The sequence below is a fragment of the Streptosporangium sp. NPDC001681 genome (assembly GCF_040298085.1).
GTDB lineage: Bacteria > Actinomycetota > Actinomycetes > Streptosporangiales > Streptosporangiaceae > Streptosporangium.
Genome location: NZ_JBEOZN010000093.1, coordinates 24862 through 40855 on the forward strand (window position 1 = coordinate 24862; position 15994 = coordinate 40855).

Annotated in this window: 16 protein-coding genes; 9 read left to right on the forward strand and 7 right to left on the reverse strand. The window is 68.1% G+C overall.

What is annotated here, in order from left to right:
- Positions 1 to 133 precede the first annotated feature (133 nt).
- Together ABT130_RS32930 and ABT130_RS32935 are read left to right on the forward strand one after the other, a co-directional pair.
- Positions 134 to 412, forward strand: a complete 279-nt coding sequence (locus ABT130_RS32930) for a hypothetical protein (RefSeq protein ID WP_350962066.1) — start codon at positions 134 to 136, stop codon at positions 410 to 412.
- A 1-nt stretch (position 413) separates the two neighbouring features.
- Complete coding sequence (locus tag ABT130_RS32935) at positions 414 to 1046, forward strand: class F sortase (RefSeq protein ID WP_350962068.1); 633 nt, start codon at positions 414 to 416, stop codon at positions 1044 to 1046.
- 426 nt (positions 1047 to 1472) lie between these two features.
- Here the strand turns inward: ABT130_RS32935 and ABT130_RS32940 are convergent, their stop codons facing one another.
- Complete coding sequence (locus ABT130_RS32940; RefSeq protein ID WP_350962071.1) at positions 1473 to 2033, reverse strand: GNAT family N-acetyltransferase; 561 nt, start codon at positions 2031 to 2033, stop codon at positions 1473 to 1475.
- Positions 2034 to 2370: 337 nt separating this feature from the next.
- On the opposite strand from ABT130_RS32940, the gene ABT130_RS32945 reads away from it, so the two are divergent.
- A complete protein-coding gene (locus ABT130_RS32945; protein ID WP_350962074.1) occupies positions 2371 to 3180 on the forward strand; it encodes an SAM-dependent methyltransferase in 810 nt (269 codons plus the stop codon).
- A gap of 198 nt (positions 3181 to 3378) precedes the next feature.
- Positions 3379 to 3963, forward strand: a complete 585-nt coding sequence (locus ABT130_RS32950) for a hypothetical protein (RefSeq protein ID WP_350962077.1) — start codon at positions 3379 to 3381, stop codon at positions 3961 to 3963.
- Between the two features lie 176 nt (positions 3964 to 4139).
- On the opposite strand, the gene ABT130_RS32955 is transcribed toward ABT130_RS32950, so the two are convergent.
- A complete protein-coding gene (locus tag ABT130_RS32955) occupies positions 4140 to 4574 on the reverse strand; it encodes an IS110 family transposase (protein ID WP_350962099.1) in 435 nt (144 codons plus the stop codon).
- 619 nt (positions 4575 to 5193) lie between these two features.
- Between ABT130_RS32955 and ABT130_RS32960 the strand changes: the two genes are divergently transcribed.
- Together ABT130_RS32960 and ABT130_RS32965 are read left to right on the forward strand one after the other, a co-directional pair.
- On the forward strand, positions 5194 to 9153 hold the full coding sequence (locus ABT130_RS32960) for a metallophosphoesterase (RefSeq protein ID WP_350962079.1): 3960 nt from the start codon (positions 5194 to 5196) through the stop codon (positions 9151 to 9153).
- Between the two features lie 68 nt (positions 9154 to 9221).
- Entirely contained in the window at positions 9222 to 10355 is a 1134-nt protein-coding gene (locus ABT130_RS32965; RefSeq protein ID WP_350962081.1) for a HupE/UreJ family protein, read from the forward strand.
- Positions 10356 to 10441: 86 nt separating this feature from the next.
- Here ABT130_RS32965 and ABT130_RS32970 read toward each other — a convergent pair whose 3' ends face one another.
- From ABT130_RS32970 to ABT130_RS32990, 5 genes are all read right to left on the reverse strand, one after another.
- The gene (locus ABT130_RS32970) at positions 10442 to 11872 is read right to left on the reverse strand and encodes an aldehyde dehydrogenase (protein WP_350962084.1); all 1431 of its coding nucleotides are present in this window, start codon (positions 11870 to 11872) and stop codon (positions 10442 to 10444) included.
- Position 11873: 1 nt separating this feature from the next.
- Complete coding sequence (locus ABT130_RS32975) at positions 11874 to 12080, reverse strand: tautomerase family protein (RefSeq protein WP_343969653.1); 207 nt, start codon at positions 12078 to 12080, stop codon at positions 11874 to 11876.
- 1 nt (position 12081) lies between these two features.
- Positions 12082 to 12315 (reverse strand): hypothetical protein, encoded by a 234-nt coding sequence (locus tag ABT130_RS32980; protein WP_350962087.1) that lies wholly within the window; start codon positions 12313 to 12315, stop codon positions 12082 to 12084.
- Between the two features lie 68 nt (positions 12316 to 12383).
- The gene (locus tag ABT130_RS32985) at positions 12384 to 13274 is read right to left on the reverse strand and encodes a VOC family protein (protein ID WP_350962090.1); all 891 of its coding nucleotides are present in this window, start codon (positions 13272 to 13274) and stop codon (positions 12384 to 12386) included.
- Complete coding sequence (locus ABT130_RS32990) at positions 13271 to 13915, reverse strand: class II aldolase/adducin family protein (RefSeq protein ID WP_350962093.1); 645 nt, start codon at positions 13913 to 13915, stop codon at positions 13271 to 13273. The genes ABT130_RS32985 and ABT130_RS32990 overlap by 4 nt, the downstream gene beginning before the upstream one ends.
- Positions 13916 to 14017: 102 nt before the next feature.
- On the opposite strand from ABT130_RS32990, the gene ABT130_RS32995 reads away from it, so the two are divergent.
- The 3 genes from ABT130_RS32995 to ABT130_RS33005 all read left to right on the forward strand — a co-directional run.
- Positions 14018 to 14596 carry a PadR family transcriptional regulator gene (locus tag ABT130_RS32995; RefSeq protein ID WP_350926164.1) on the forward strand — a complete coding sequence of 193 codons (579 nt, stop codon included), beginning with the start codon at positions 14018 to 14020 and terminating at the stop codon, positions 14594 to 14596.
- 312 nt (positions 14597 to 14908) lie between these two features.
- Positions 14909 to 15769, forward strand: a complete 861-nt coding sequence (locus tag ABT130_RS33000) for an aldo/keto reductase (protein WP_350926168.1) — start codon at positions 14909 to 14911, stop codon at positions 15767 to 15769.
- Between the two features lie 37 nt (positions 15770 to 15806).
- Positions 15807 to 15994 (forward strand): BlaI/MecI/CopY family transcriptional regulator (locus ABT130_RS33005; protein WP_350962096.1); only part of this gene is annotated, 188 nt, incomplete at its 3' end.

The window sequence follows — 15994 nt, forward strand, 5'->3', positions numbered from 1 at the left end:
TCCGGCTTGATCACCCCGTTTCCCGATGATGGCGACATTCATTACACGCTCATGACATTTCAGTCATGGCCCGCGGACATCGCGCTGCCAGCATCTGAGCCGCTCTTCATCGAACCGTCACCTAGGAGGATGTATGCGATTCGCTCGGAACGCCCTGGCCGCGGCGGGGCTCGCCATCGCCCTGCTGCACGTCGCGGCGCCGGCTGCGGCGGCCGCGACGCCCAGCCCCGTGCCGTCACCGGCTCAGCTCCGTCCCGCGGAGCAGGAGCCCCCCTTGGTGCCGGAGGGGGCTCCGGAGACCGGGGGTGGTCCCAGCGGCAGTGTTCTCGTCCCGGTTGGCGGGGTCCTTCTCGTAGCGGGGGCCGGGACGGGCCTGCTGGCACTGCGCCGCCGTAAGCACACCCAGGTCTGAGATGCCGGATGCGACACGGGGCGGCCACCGGGCCCTCGGCCTGGTGGCCGCCGCCCTCGCGGTCACCGGCGCCGTGTTCCTGGGCAGCACGCTGCTTCCCCGGCAGACCCCTCCGGTCCCACCCCCCGCGCAGGCCCTGGCAACCGCTTCCCCGGTCGCTTCCTCGCGGCCCGCTCCCGTCCTGCCCCGATCCGAACCGCGCCACCTGGACGTGCCGAGGATCGGCGTGCACGTCCCTCTCTCCCGGCTCAGCCTCAACGCCGACGGCACCGTGCAGGTACCGCCGGTGGACCGGCCCGAGCAGGCCGGCTGGTACGCGCGCGGCTACACGCCCGGGGAGCGCGGGGCGTCGGTGATCCTCGGGCACGTCGACGGCGGAGGACGCAAGGGCGTCTTCTACGATCTCGGACGGATGCGCCGGGGTGACAGCATCTCGGTCACCCGCGCGGACGGCTCGGCCGTGACCTTCGTGGTGCAGTCGGTGGAACAGGTCGCCAAGAGCCGTTTCCCCTCTCAGCGCGTGTACGGTCCGCTCGATCACGCCGGCCTGCGCCTGGTGACCTGCGGCGGCGGCTTCGACCGTCGGACCGGCCACTACACCGACAACATCATCGTCTACGCGCGCCTCACCTGACCGGCCCACCTGCCTGGTCTCCGCACACGTCAGGCGAGCCGGGCCCAGTGGCGGTTCAGGCCTCGTGGTCGCGGTCGGCGAACATGTCCAGCAGGACGCACACCGGCATATCGGATTCTGCCGGGGAAGTGGCGCTCGGGGTTGATGCTGTAGCTGTTGGGCCGCCCGACGCGGTGCCGGGTCACGTATCCCGCCTCATGCAGGTCGGACACGATGTCCTGCACGGCGCGCTCGGTGATCCCGAAAGATCTATGCCGAGGGCGGTGGTGTGGGCGAGGACCAGGGCGGCGGCATGAGCACCATCAGCGCTGCGAGCACCTTGTAGAGGGTGGCGCTGCGCATCTTCACCGCCCAGGATGGGGGCCGAGGAGGATCCGGGCAGGATTGAACGTTAAGGCGAAATGGCCGCTATGTTGGATGCTGAGATCAGATTCGGAACATGGACAGGGGAGCCGTGCAGAGGGTCTGCTCGGCGCCGAACTCCTCGAACGTGCCGACGGGGCGGAAGCCAAGGCGGGCGGCGAGTTTCAGAGATCGCTTGTTCGCGGTCTGGGTCACGAGCAAGACCGGCTGGTCGGGGAGTTCGTCAGCCGCAGCGCGCAACGCGGCCGTTGCGGCCTCGAATGCGAACCCCGCGCCCCATGCACTGCGCCGCAGCACATAGCCCAGTTCCAGTTCCTCACCATCCTCGGTGACATGCCCGGGCTGATCGGTCGACCGGCGGGCGAGCATCAATGTCCCGATAAGTCGGTTCGTCGTGTTGTCCGCGATGACATAATTGCCGGGCCTGGATGTCGCGTTGGCGATCGCCGCGTCGAAGCGCTGCTCGACGTCACTCCGAGGCTGGGGGCCACCGATGTATGCCTGAACCTCGGGATCGGTATAGAGCTCGATGAATCCTTCACGGTCGGCATCGTGCAACGCTCCGCGAAGCAGGAGTCGTTCCGAAGGGACCTCCGTGGCAGACAGCATGCGCAATTGGCTCATAGGCCCGTGATCCTAGAACACGGGACCCTTGTTCGAGCGGTACACGGTCTGGACCGGTGGTAGAACGGGGCCGAACACGCTGGGGTTGATTGCTTTGAGTGTGCCGTCGGGATATCGGAGGCGCAGTTCGTACAGCATGCTGTTGCCCGGCACGCCGGCCAGGAAATTCGAGTGCGTTGACGAGGCCGTGGACCTTGTAGATTGCCTCCGTTACTCACCGTAAAGAGATCTCTCGTGGCCTTCATGCCTTGTCATGGCGGTGCGCGCAGCCGCCGAGGCTTATGATCGCTCTTGCACGGCTCTCGTCACCTCACCCCTTCCTTCGGAGTTCGAGCACATGGCTGATCCTCTGATCCCCTGGCGCGGCGACCTGGCCGCGAAGATCCAGCCGCAGATTCCGCACGCGGCGCGGATCTGGAATTACTGGATGGGCGGCAAGGACAACTTCGAGGCGGACAGGACGGCTGGCGACGCGGTCGCCGCGGTCTACCCCGAGATCGTGACGATGGCGGCGCAGTCGCGGAAGTTCCTCATCCGGGTGGTGCGTCACCTGGCCGCGGAGGCGGGAATCGACCAGTTCCTCGACATCGGCACCGGCTTGCCGACGATGCAGAACACCCACGAGGTGGCTCAGCAGGTCATGCCGCATGCGCGGATCGTCTACGTCGACAACGACCCCATGGTGCTGGTGCACGCCAGGGCGCTGCTGAGCAACACCACTCCGCAGGGTGTGACCGCCTATGTTGACGGTGACTATCACGAGCCCGAGTTGATCGTGGGGGACGCCCGCAACGTCCTGGACTTCACCCGGCCGATCGCCGTGATGTTCATGGGCGTCCTCGGCTATGTGGAGGACTTCGCGGTGATGCGCTCCATTGTCTCGCGCGTCATGGATGCCGTGCCCTCCGGCAGCTACCTGGTGCTCTGGGACGGGACCGACACGGGCGAGACGGTCAACGAGGGCAGTGAGAAGCTTGCGGAGAGCGGAGCCGTGCCGTACCATCTGCGTCGGCTCGACCAGCTGGCCGAGTGCTTCGCGGATATGGAGCTGGTCGAGCCGGGGCTGGTGCCCATCACACGCTGGCGGCCCGACACCGACGACGCGCCCTGGATCGACGCGCACGGGGCTGTGGCGCGCAAGCCGTAGCCCGCTGTTCTGGGCCCCCACTCAGGTCTTTACCAGTCCCGAAGGCCCATCCTGCCGCGTCGTCCTAGGCCCGCCGCGGTGCGTCGACCCGGCGGCACGGCCCGGTCGACGCACCGCACCCGGCGGGCCCAGCGGGGGCCGCTCCATCTGCACTCAGTTGCAACTGGTCTTCAAGGGTCCGCACCCAGAATTTCGATCATGTCGAAGACGACGCGGGGCGACATTAGGAGACAACGTCGGCGAGAGGCCGCCCAGGCGCGCGAGAGGCGAGTCCACGAAGCGGCGCGGGCAGACAACAAAGGGAGCTTCTTCGGTGTGCTCCTGGTGCTCCTGCTGCTGTTCGGGTTTCCGATCCTCGTCTTTTCCATCGCCCTGCCCGACCTACAGACGGCGCTCGGCATGAGGGGTACGCCCGGGACCGCGACTGTGCTGTCCTGCGAGGCACACGGAAGTGGACGCAATAGCAGACGCGCTTGCCAGGCGCGGTTCGTGTTCAAAGACTTGGCGACGCCGCCGGTCGTCCTCCCGACCGTGGCGGATGTGGAGGTGGGTGAGACGTTCCCGGCCGCGATCAACTCCGAGGGGGACCTCGTCCTGCCCACGGGGGCGCGGGGCGTGTGGAGGTGGGTTCCGCCGGCAGTCGCCATCTTTGTCATACCGGCCGTCCTGCTGATCATTTTCGGTTTTTTTGTGGAGCGTTCCTGGGGGCTGGGGATCGGCGGGATCGCGCTGGCGCTGGCGACGGCCGCAGCCATGATCGCAGGACTCGTACTCGGCGGATGAAACGGAGGATGAATCGGAGTGCCGTCAAGAACTCCGGGGTTGGCCCTCCGCTCCCGAACGTGTCCCCAGACATCCGAGCACGTTGTGGTGTCAAGCAGCGGCTACCAGATGAGGTGGAAAGGCGATGGACTCGTCGTAGGTTCGGCGCGTTTCAAGGCAGTGGTGGAGGCAGCCGATCAGGCGGTCGAACAGGTGCCGCGGAGCTGCGGTGTGGGCGTCGCCGGCTTCTTTGCGGCGGTCGTAGTGCGCCCGAGCTCCCGGTGGATATCGGCCAGGATCAACGCGTCCTGCTCGTCGGACTTCTTGCGCGCGACTCCTTGTCGGTCTCGATAGCGCGAGACCGCGTACGGGTTGATGGCGAACACCTGTCGTCCGGTCGCGCGTAGACAGGCCACCAGTAGGCCATGCGGCTTCTCGATCGCGACCGGAATCGGGTCGCCCGAGTGGTCACCGACGCCGGCCGGCAACTCCGGCAACGCCTGCAGACCGTCGACGTCGTTGCTGATGCGAGCCTTTGTCATCCGGGCACCGGTGTCGTCGACGATGGCGATGCCGTGGTGGTGTTCGGCCCGGTCGATCCCGCAAAACAGCTTCGTCGATGTTTCTCCCAGGACAAGCAGTCGGTCATCGGTGCAGTTCACAACCACAGCGAAGACGCGCGGCCCGCTAATCGAAGGACTCGCCGGTCCGACATCCGATCAGCCGTTCGCGACCCCGGCGATCCACAGGGACTCCTTCTGCCGCAAGAGCTCTCGGGCTCGGCCGCGTTTGGGAGGTCGGCCCCGCAGACGGGCTCGAACCACGAACACCACGCTCGTCGAAAAGCCGTAGCCATGACGGGAGAACGCCAGGAGGGCCGGTCTGGGGTCAGGTCTTGAAGACCCTCCCAAAAGTCAGGCTCATCAGCCCGGCATTCATCAGTCGCGACTACGGCCGATCGGTAGACAAAGCAGGCACCGGCCGGGGCCTGCGCCGCCGATCCGGGGGCCTGATGGTGACGGGTTTCTCGGCCAGCCGCCGATGCCAATGTTCAGATACATAGCTATTTGTCGACCTTGTGACCTATTTGGTCCCGTCTCGTAATAGATGACCAGAATGAGCCGATAGTTTCGCTTCCCTTCAGTCCCTTCATGCACACCGTTCACTCGCCCGCTCCAGTGTGTCCGCCCGAAGGGCAAACCGCTCGATCGGTGCTTGTCGGAATAGAAGGGACTGCACCTGATGCAGCCAATGGCAGCGCGAAAGTTACTGGGGGGCCTGGGGAGCCGACGGCGTTTCGCCGCAGCCGGCGCGATCGCGGTGCTGCTGGTGAGCAGCCTTGTGACGGCGGCCTACGCCGACCCGGGACCGGGGGAACAGAATCGGGGACGGCCCAGCCCGACGCCGACGAGCTCGCAGATCCCTCCGACGCTCACCCCCGCCAACGGTTCGTACCTCGTGGGCACGGCGAAGGTCGCGGCGGTCCCGGCCGCGGCCGGTGACAGTGTCACGAAACTCGCCATCGACGACACCGCACTCGACGCCACCCGGACGGTGGGCGTCTCCAAGCTCAGCTTCGACGTCGGCTCGAACTCGACGGAGGCGCAGTACCACAGCTACGTGCTCGTCAACGGCGGGTACCGCAGCGACATCGGCGACCATGTGAACGAGCGGGCGACCATCGAGATCCCGAACGAGCACCTCGTCAAGGGAGAGAACACCGTCGAGATCGTCGTCGGTACGATCCAGTCCTCATGCGGCCTCAACTACGACGACTTCGTGCTGTCCGATGTGGGCCTCGAACTGCTCGGTGAGGTCGCGGACGGCGAGGAGAACCCCTATACCCTCTCCTTCGGCGACGGCAGCTGCGGCACGAACTCCTCGCTGCTGAAGCGCGCCACGCTCAAGTTCTTCGTCCAGTCCGACCCGCAGGGCACCACGGGTCTCACCGCGGACGTGGACACGACGAAGCTGGCCAACGGCGAGCACGTCATCACCGCCACGACCGCGGCCGGGGCGACCGTCAAGAACACCGTGACCGTGAACAACGCTCCGGCCGGGGCACCGTGGTTGCTGCCCGTGGACGGCACGCTCGTGGCGGGCACCAAGCCGGTCTTCGCGACGATCCCGGCCGGCGGCGAGGGCGGCGTCGCCTCCCTGACCGTCGACGGCGACAGGCCTGCCACGAAGGCCACGCTCGGCAACGGCGCCGCGAAGTTCAGCTTCGACGTGGGATCGGACTCGATCGACGACAAGTTCGACAACTTCCTGCTCGTCAACGGCAAACGCATCGACCTGGGCGGCTCCTGGGTGAGCCGGCGCGTGACCATCGCGGTTCCGGCCCGGTTCCTGGTGCCCGGCGACAACACGATCAAGGTCGTCACCGGTGACTTCAAGGAGTCCTGCGGCAACAACCGCGACGATTTCACGATCGCCAACCTGGACCTCGCCCTTGACGGTGCCACCGTGACCGGCCAGGACGTCAAGCCGTCGTACGACATGGGCGACGGCGACTGCGGCAGCAGCCAGACCCTCCTTCGCGAGGTCGAGTTGCGCTACACGATCGACGCCCCGGCGGTGAACGTCATCGAGACGCTCGGCTCGGGTAACGCCACCCTCAGCTTCAACGTGGGCAGCAACTCGATCGAGGCGCGCTACCAGAACTTCGTCCTCGTCAACGGCCAGAAGGTCGTACTCGACGGCGACTTCGTGAGCCGGCGCGTCGACCTCACGATTCCGAACGAGTACCTCGTGCCCGGCTGGAACACGATCGACTTCGTGACCGGTACCTTCCCGACGTCGTGTGGCAACAACCGCGACGACTTCGCGATCTCGAACATCGTCCTGACCCCGGTGCAGGGCACGGCGACCGGCCAGATGCTCAAGACCTCGTACGGCATGGGCGACGGCAACTGCGGCGACAACGTGAACCCGCTGACCGAGATCGACCTCGAATTCCTGGTGGACGCGCCGGCCCGCGGCCTGCGCGCAGACCTCGACACCACCGCCATCAAGGACGGCAAGCACACCCTCACCGCGGCGTCGACCACGGGCGAGGTCGCCACCCGCCTGTTGATCACCGACAACTCGGCGCCGGCGGTCGCCAAGAGCGTCCCGGCCGCGGGCGAGAAGATCAATGCCTCGGTCGTGCTGGACGTCAAGCTCGAGGACGCCTCCGGCGTCGTGTCCGGGCCGGACGTCGAACTCGACGGCCGGCCGATCGAGCTGGGCGCCCAGGTGGGCCCAGGCCTGCACGCCGGTAAGCACACCCTGGCGGTGACCGGCACGGATGGGCTCGGCAACACCACGAGCCGCGAGATCGTGTTCGAATCCGCGGGCATCCCGGACGTCCCCACCGAGCTGACCCCGGCGTTGGGGGCCGTCGGGGTGTCGGATCCCGTCACCCTCTCGGCGAAGGTGGCCGAACCTGATGGCGGCCAGGTGACGGCGACGTTCTCCGAGGCCGAGATCCTGACGCCGAACCAGGTGTTCCAGGGCACGGCCAAGTCCGTCCCCACGACCCTGAAGGTCCCGGGCGAGAGGAAGGTCAAGGCCGAAGGGCTCGAACCCGCCGATGGCAGGACGCTTGACGCGCCCACCGGCCAGGACGTCACCTACCAGCGGTACGACGTCCAGGTGAAGGGGCACGCGGACTCCCCGGTCCTGCGCTGGGAGGGCGTCATCGACCCCGAACGCCTGGCCTCGCTGCGGGCGTGGAACACGAGAACCAAGGCATGGGATCTGCTGACGAGCGCCCGTGGCGCCGCCGAGGGCAAGACCGTTCTCACGGCCGTCGTCGATGGGGACCACATCGACAAGCAGCAGGTTCACGTCATGGTGACGGGCGAGGACCCGTTCGCCGACGACATAGAGCCCGGTGACCCGAACGGTTTCGCCGACCCCGCCTCCTACGACTTCTCGATCGTCCACTTCACCGACACGCAGTACATCTCCGAGGGCGCGGTGGAGCAGGAGAGTGCCGAGGAGCGCGCGGTGTGGGAGTCCGCCTACGCAGGCATCGTCGACTGGATCGGCGCGAACAAGGACCAGCGCAAGATCTCGTACGTCGCGCACACCGGCGACATCATCGAGAACAACATCCGCAAGCCCGCCGACGAGGCCATGCAGCAGCAGGTCGTCGGCGAGTTCGAGGTGTCCTCGAGGCAGCAGCGCGTGCTGGACGACGCGGACATCCCGAACGGCGTGATCGCCGGCAACCACGACAACCAGTCGGGTACCGAGAACGGGCCGGACGCGATCTACAACAAGTACTACGGCCCCAGTCGGTATCAGGAGGCGTCACAGGGCTGGCAGCACGCCAACTACGGCGGGCCGTGGAGGGAAGGCGACAATCAGAACCACTACGACCTGTTCTCCGCGGGCGGGCTGGACTTCGTCGTGGTCGGCCTGTCGTACGGTGTGACGAGGGAGGAGGCCGAATGGGCCGACTCCATCTTCAAGAAGTTCCCCAACCGCAACGGCATCCTGCTCTCGCACGACTACATCGTGCCGAGCACCAACCCCGACGGGCGCGGCGCTGGATTCTCCGCCCCCGACGGCTCGATGCTCTACAAGACGGTGGTTGAGAAGAACTCGAACGTCTTCCTCATCCTGGCCGGACACGAGCACGGCGTGGGCACCAACGTGAAGCCGAAGGTCGGCCAGGTCGGCAAGGGCGTGGTCGAACTTCTGGCGGACTACCAGTTCTACACGGTGTCGGCCGACCGGCTCGGGCTCACCGAGATCGGCGGGTACAACCCGACGGACCAACTCCAGTTCGGCGCGAGCTTCTTCCGGCTGCTGCAGTTCAACGTCGAGCGAGCGGAGCTGACCGTGGACACCTACTCCCCGCTGCTCAACGACTTCGGCGCCACCGAGTTCGACCCGCTGCGCCGCTACAACGGGCACGAGGACAACATGGTGCTGCCGGTCGATCTCACCTCCCGCACGACGAGCTTCCAGACCGACTCGCTGGCGCTCTACAAGCCCACCCGGGTCGTCGGCAGGAGCAAGGTCGCGTCGGGTCAGGTCGCCTCGGTGACCTGGGACCGTCTCAAGGACGACACGGCCTACGCCTGGTTCGTCACGGCACGCTCCGCCGGCGGCGGCGTGACCGCCTCCGAGCCGAGCGTCTTCGTCACGAAGGACGAGCGCGGCCGTCCCGGCAAGTGGGGACCTGACTCGCCCATGTACCACTGGTTCCGCCGCTGACCCATCACCGCCGCCCCGGACCGGGTCCGGGGCGGCATTCCCTCATCCCCCATCTGGAGAGACGAGACATGTCCCGCAGGCGCTGGCTGTTCGCCGTCGTCCTCGCCGTCATTCTCGGCGGTGTGCCGGCCGGCCTGGTGCGTCCCGCTCCGGCGGCGGCGCACGACGCGACCACGGCCGCCCACGCCGAGGTGACCGGCACGGGCGCGAACGTCGAGGTCGTGCTCGACCTCGAGTACGACCTCCTCATGAAGTCGGCCTGGCTCTACGCGGAGGCATATGAGGCGAAGGAGCGGACCGAGCAGCTCCACCAGCTCAAGATCAACCGTGATGCCGTGACCGGCTATGTCACGGGCCGCTTCGCCGTGGCGTACCACGACGAGCCGTGCGCGCCCACGCCGGTGGGCGACGCGGACGTCCGTGTCCGCGGCAAGGCGGCCTTCGCGGTGCTGACCTACGCCTACGCCTGCGCGGGCGGGGATGGGGGAGTCCACGCGATCTCAAGCGCGCTGTTCCCCGACGCCGAGAGCTTCGTGCACAGCACGAAGACGATCGTCCGCTACGACCTCGACGGTGAGCAGGGCTCTGCGGTCCTGGTCGCCAAGAACCCGACGCTGCGGATCGGTGAGTATCCGGCGTCGTATCAGGTCCGGGAGTTCTTCCTGCTCGGTGCCGAGCACCTGCTGTTCGGCCTCGACCATCTCTTCTTCCTGTTCGCGCTGCTCATCGGCGCGCGCCGGCTGCGTGACGTCGTCGTCACGGCCTCCGCCTTCACCGCCGCCCACAGCATCACGTTTCTGCTGGCGGCCATGGGGGTCGTGGATGTTCCTGGGGAGATCGTCGAGCCCGTCATCGCAGCGTCGATCATTGTCGTGGCGGTCGCCAACCTCCTGGACCGTGGGGAAGACAGATTGGGCAGATGGCGGCTGCCGATCGTCTTCGTCTTCGGCCTGGTGCACGGGCTGGGCTTCGCCGGTGCGCTGGACATCAAAGAGAGCGGATCGTGGGAGCTGCTCCTGTCGCTGCTGAGCTTCAACCTGGGCATCGAGGCGACGCAGCTCGCGATCATCGCTGTGCTCTTCCCGCTGCTGGTGCTGCTGCGCCGGGCGTCCGCGGCCCGCTGGGTGGTGGCCGCGATCTCGGTCCCCATCGTGGCGGTCAGCCTGTACTGGTTCTTCGATCGCATCCCGCTGCCGCTCTGACGGTGGCGGGCGTCGGTTCGCCGACGGCCCCCCACCTGGTTGTGACGCCGCCAACGCCACTCGCCGCAGTCAGGTCCCGCCGCGGATCAGTCGATCTGCATGACGACGGCCTTCGGCTCGGTGAAGAACTCGCGGCTGAAGGTGCCGCCCTCGCGCCCGACGCCTGAGTCGCCCGCCCCGCCGAACGGGGCGCGCAGGTCGCGGACGAAGAAGCAGTTCACCCAGACGGTCCCGGCCCGCAGGCGGGCGGAGACTCGGTGCGCCCGGGACAGGTTCTCGGTGAACAGCATCGCGTTGAGCCCGTAGCGCGTGTCGTTCATCAGCGTCACGACCTCGTCCTCGGTGTCGAACGGCGTCACCGTGACGACCGGGCCGAAGATCTCCTCGCGCTGGTGGCGGCCGGTGGCGGGCATGCCGGTGATCACCGTGGGGCGAACGAACCAGCCGTCGCCGAGGCCGCCGGAGCGGATGGAGCCGCCCTCCTCGGCGACGGTCTCGACGTAGCCGCGCACCTTGCGGTAGTGGGTCTCCGAGGCCAGCGGGCCGAGTTGGGTGGAGTCCAGCTTGGGGTCGCCCAGGCACATCGCCTCGGCCGCGGCGGTGAAGCGGGCGATGAACTCGTCGAACACCGGACGCTGGACGTACAGCCGCGAACCCGCCAGGCACACCTGCCCGGCGTTGGTGAAGATCGCCTTGATGGACCAGCTCACCGCGTTGTCGAGGTCGGCGTCGGCGAAGACCGCGTTGCCGCCCTTGCCGCCGAGTTCCAGGCTGACCGGCACGAGGTGCCTCGCCGCCGCGGCCGAGATGACCCGGCCGGTCGCGGACTCGCCGGTGAACGTGATCCGGTCGATCCCAGGGTGCTCGGTGAGCGCCTGCCCGGCGGAGTCCGGGCCGTGGCCGTGGACGACGTTGAGCACTCCGGGCGGCAGGCCCGCCTCCAGCGCGAGCCTGGCGAGGATGGTGGCGGAGGCGGGGGTGTCCTCGGCGGGCTTGAGCACGACCGTGTTGCCCCAGGCCAGTGCGGGTGCGATCTTCCAGGTCTCCAGCATCAGCGGGAAGTTCCACGGGGCGATGGCGGCGGCGACCCCGACGGGCTCGTAGCGGGTGTAGGCGTGGTGGCCGGAGTCCATCGGCAGCGTCTCGGCCGTGGTCAGCCGGGCGTGGTCGGCGAAGAAGCGGAAGTTGTCGGCGGCGCGGGGCACATCGTTGCCGCGGCTCTGGGTGATCGGCTTGCCCATGTCGCGGGTGTCGGCCAGGCCGAGCTCGTCGGCGTGCTCGAGGATGAGGTCGGCGAGGCGATGCAGCAGCCTGCCGCGCTCGGCGCGGCCCATGCGCGGCCACGGCCCCTCGTCGAATGCCCGCCGCGCCGCCGCCACGGCCCGCTCCACCTCGGCCGCGCCGCCGAGCGCGACCTCTGCCCACGGCTCGCGGGTGTAGGGGTCGACGCTGGTGAACGTCTCGCCACCGGAGGACTTCACTTCAGCACCGTCGATCACGTGTCCGAAGAATTCCATGTCAATCACCTTTGTTGATCTCGTCGCGTTCGGCGAGCGTCTGGTCTCCGGCCGCCCAGTGGGTGCGCGGCACCTCGCGTACGATCACCCGGATGCTCTGAGCAGGGGCGCCGAGCGAGCGCTCGACGGCGGCGTGCACCTCGTGGATGAGCGCCCGGATCGCGCCGGGTTCGCGGCCCTCGGTCAAGGTCACCTCGACCAGCGGCATGTCACACCCCTGCCACGGACACGGAGCCGAGGCCGCTGAGGCGTACGGTCACCGACGAGCCGCGCTGGAGCGGCATCGCGCCGGTCATCTCGCTCGTCAGCGGCGCGTGCCGCGCCCGGTAGGCGGTGGCCAGGCCCGGACTCGGCCGTTCTTCGATGATGGGGCCGTGGTCGGCACGGTTCCGCCCGGCCTCCAGCAGCACCTCGGCGGTGCGTTCTATGGTCCATTCACTCATGCGATCGATCCACTTTCCGGTGGCCGCCGTTTCGGCCGGGTGAGGCGCGGGGGAGTAGGGGAGAGGGCTCAGCTCTGGCCGAGAGGGCGGCGGATCTGAGGTTGGCTGTGGACGCGGCGCGTGGGGCCCTGCCACATGTCGATCGAGCCCGGCTCGGTCGGGTCGAAGTAGCGGGGCCGCCAGGCGTCCTCGTCGGTGATGAGCCGCACGCCCCAGGAATACTCGTAGGTGATCCCCTCCGGCCCCTTGAAGTAGACGAACACCGCCGTCGACTGCGGGTGGCGGCCGGGGCCCATCTCGATCTCGACCCCGTTGGCCTCCAGGAAGTGACAGTTGCGCATCAACGCGTCGAGCGAGTCGACCTGGAAGTTGATGTGGCACAGCCCCGGCTGGCTGCCCTGGAACACGGCCAGCTTGTGGTGGACCTGGTCGATGCGCATGAGACAGGCCCAGTCGCCGATCCAGTCCGACACGCGGGCGTTGAACAGGCCGGACCAGAAACGGTACGCCTCGCGCACGTCCGGGGCGTCCAGGCACAGGTGCCCGAACTCGGTGATGCCGGCCTCGCGTCCGTAGCGGACCGGTGCGGTTAGCGCCACCTGGTCGATCACCAGGTCGATGCGGTTGCCGAACGGGTCGTCGAACGACAGGAAGTCCCGGACCCGGCGTGAGTCGGCCTCCTTGGCGTCGCCCCGTACGACGGTGACGCCGGCCTTCTCCAACTCGATCTCGGCGGCGGCGAGCGCGTCCTCGTCCCGGACGGTGAACCCGGAGCTGATGACCCCGGACTCCCCCTCGACCAGGGCAAGGCAGTGGTGGCGCTGGTCGGCGCGCAGGTAGGCGACGCCGTCCTCTTGGGCGGTGAGCTCCAGGCCGACGATGTCCACGGCGAACCGTAAGGCGGCGTCCAGGTCGGCGGCGCCGGACCGGACGTAGGCGATGTCGTCGAGCTCGATCATGACAACTCCCGGAGATAGGACCAGATGCGGTTGGACAACTCGGATCGCACGGCCCGCCACGCCTCCTGCTCGGCGGGCGTGAGAGGGACGGGGGTGCCGGAGGCGGTGGCGGTGGCGTTCATGCGGGCGGAGGCCTCCAGCACCCACATGAGGGCGACGGCCTGGCCGACGCTTTCGCCGACGGTCACGGCGCCGTTGCCCCGCATGATCAGGGCAGGCGCCTCACCCAGGCGCTCGGCCAGCGCCCGCCCGCGCGTGCGGTCGCGCACCAGCGTCGCGTCGTCGAACACGGGCACCTCAGGCCCGAGGAACGCCCCCTGCCCGTGCAGCGGCAGGATCGGCACCCCCGCCGAGGCCAGAGCCGTGGCAGTGGGCGGCTGTGCCCGGCAGATCGCCCGCACGCCGGGTCGCGCCCGGAAGATCTCCAGGTGGATCCACGCCTCGCGCGGCGTGCCGTCGGGCAGGTCGGTGGCATCCAGCGGGACCTCGGCGTACTGCGTGTCAGGTCCGAGCGTCCCGAGCGGCACCGGCGGGGTCATCAGCAGCCGATCGTCCCCGACTCGCAACGACACGTGCCCGAACGCGGTGACCAGCCCGGCCGCTGCCAGCGCCCGCCCGGCGTCCGCCAGCCCTGTGTTCACACCAGTACCTCTCTGCCCGTGCGTATCTACAAAAACAGGCAGGACAATACATGTATATTCGTACATGTTCTAGGGCAAGTGGGACACCCCTATGCTGAGGGCATGTCGCTTCAGCACGCACTGCTCGGCGTCCTGGAGGCGCGCCCGATGAATGGGTACGAACTGACCCGCTTCTTCGATGCCGCCCCGCGCTGGGTGTGGTCCGCGCCGCAGAGCCAGATCTATCCGACGCTCCGCCAGATGGAGCAGGCCGGGCTCATCGAAGGTCAGAAGGAGATCCGTGGCACGCGGCTGAAGCGGACGGTGTACTCGATCACCGAGCGCGGGCTTGAGGAGCTGAAGACCTGGCTGGGCACCGGCCACGCCCTGGCTCCGGTGCGCGACTCGTTCTTCCTGCAGGCACTCTTCTTCGACATGATCGACGCGGATCGGGCCGCGCCCGTGCTCAAGGCGTACATCGCCGAGCAGGAGCAGCTGATCACGGAGTGGCGCGCGCACCGGGAAGCGCTGCTGGCCAAGGACACCGACCTGCTCAAGGAGCGGCTGAAGAACCGCCCGCCGGCCGAGCACGACCGCATCGCCGGGCTGAAGGCGCACGTCTTCGCGGGCCAGATCGCCGTCGCCCAGGCCCGCGCCGACTGGGCCCGCGAAAGCCTCCGCCTCCTCGCGGAAGGCGTCTGACCGAGCGAGGGACGCCCGGACGGCCGCAGCAGAGCCGGAAGACTGCTGTCACCGGCTACGCGTGTTGACGTTTGCGCAGGTAAGCGTAGCTATTTGCAGGTCCCTCCAGCCGTCGGGGTCGGGACCTGTGGCCACGCCCGGCGCTCGTGACGAGCGCCGGGGTCGAGGCTTGGGGCCGGGCCTCAGCGGTAACCGGTCGTGTTGGCCGGCGTGCCGGTGTCAGCAGGCCTTCGTCTGGCGACCCTCCGCCGGATATGGCGATCACCGGCACTGTTATCTTGATCAACTTTGAGTGAGAGGCGAAACCGGCACATGACATCGAGCACCTTCCGCATCGGGGGCGCGATCGACGTACGGCGGCTCGGCTTCGGGGCCATGCAACTGCCGACCGAACCCGGACCGGCTCGGGAAGCAGCCATCGCTGTGGCCCGACGAGCCGTCGACCTGGGCGTCACACTGATCGACACCGCGCACCTGTACGGGTGGGGCGCCAACGAGGAACTCCTCGCCGAGGCGCTGCACCCCTATCCGGACGACCTGCTCATCGCGACGAAGGTCGGGATCGCGCCGCCGAACCCCCCGCACGATGCGGCGATCTGCGGACGGCCGGACTTCCTGCGGGATCAGGTCGAGCAGGGCCTGCGCCGGCTTCGCGTCGAACGGCTCGAACTGCTCCAGTTGCATCGCATCGATCCGGAGGTGCCGCTCGCCGACCAACTGGGGGCGCTGCGCGAGCTCCAGACCGAGGGCAAGATCGGCCTCATCGGACTGTCCGAGGTCACCGTCGCCGAGCTTGAGGAGGCGCGGCAGATCATCGACGTCGCGAGCGTGCAGAACCGCTACAGCATGCTCGATCGCGAGCACGAGGCCGTGCTCGAGGCCTGTGCCGCGGCGGGGATCGCCTTCCTGCCCTGGCGGCCCGTCCACCCCGCGGTATCGGCGGCGACGGCCGAGATCGCCGCCGTGGCGGCCGAACTCGGCGCCACCGCGGCGCAGGTCGCGCTGGCGTGGCTGCTCCACCGCTCACCGGTCGTGCTGCCGATTCCGGGCACCGCCACCATCGACCACCTGCGGGAGAACGTCGCCGCGGCGAACCTGCGGCTGAGCGGCGATCAGCGGCGGCGACTCGATGGTGGAAGTGATGCACGGCCGGACATCTACGACGGCCGGTAGCATTGAGTGATCCGCTGGTAGATGGGAGTCGCACCTGATGCGTGGTCTGGGAGACCTGGAGTCCACGGTCATGGAGCGCCTGTGGTCGTATCACCGGCCGGCGTCGGTCAGGGACGTGCTCGAAGATCTTCGTCGTGAGCGGGACATCGCCTACACGACCGTCATGACGGTGATGGACAAGCTACAGAAGAAGGGCCTGCTCCGCAGGAAGCCGGTCGGCCGGGC

Bases quoted from the DNA above. Each gene is read 5' to 3' on its own strand.
- ABT130_RS32930 (WP_350962066.1), top strand. From the start codon at position 134: ATGCGATTCGCTCGGAACGCCCTGGCCGCGGCGGGGCTCGCCATCGCC.
- ABT130_RS32935 (WP_350962068.1), top strand. From the start codon at position 414: ATGCCGGATGCGACACGGGGCGGCCACCGGGCCCTCGGCCTGGTGGCC.
- ABT130_RS32940 (WP_350962071.1), bottom strand. From the start codon at position 2,033: ATGAGCCAATTGCGCATGCTGTCTGCCACGGAGGTCCCTTCGGAACGA.
- ABT130_RS32945 (WP_350962074.1), top strand. From the start codon at position 2,371: ATGGCTGATCCTCTGATCCCCTGGCGCGGCGACCTGGCCGCGAAGATC.
- ABT130_RS32950 (WP_350962077.1), top strand. From the start codon at position 3,379: ATGTCGAAGACGACGCGGGGCGACATTAGGAGACAACGTCGGCGAGAG.
- ABT130_RS32960 (WP_350962079.1), top strand. From the start codon at position 5,194: ATGGCAGCGCGAAAGTTACTGGGGGGCCTGGGGAGCCGACGGCGTTTC.
- ABT130_RS32965 (WP_350962081.1), top strand. From the start codon at position 9,222: ATGTCCCGCAGGCGCTGGCTGTTCGCCGTCGTCCTCGCCGTCATTCTC.
- ABT130_RS32970 (WP_350962084.1), bottom strand. From the start codon at position 11,872: ATGGAATTCTTCGGACACGTGATCGACGGTGCTGAAGTGAAGTCCTCC.
- ABT130_RS32975 (WP_343969653.1), bottom strand. From the start codon at position 12,080: ATGCCGCTGGTCGAGGTGACCTTGACCGAGGGCCGCGAACCCGGCGCG.
- ABT130_RS32980 (WP_350962087.1), bottom strand. From the start codon at position 12,315: ATGAGTGAATGGACCATAGAACGCACCGCCGAGGTGCTGCTGGAGGCC.
- ABT130_RS32985 (WP_350962090.1), bottom strand. From the start codon at position 13,274: ATGATCGAGCTCGACGACATCGCCTACGTCCGGTCCGGCGCCGCCGAC.
- ABT130_RS32995 (WP_350926164.1), top strand. From the start codon at position 14,018: ATGTCGCTTCAGCACGCACTGCTCGGCGTCCTGGAGGCGCGCCCGATG.
- ABT130_RS33000 (WP_350926168.1), top strand. From the start codon at position 14,909: ATGACATCGAGCACCTTCCGCATCGGGGGCGCGATCGACGTACGGCGG.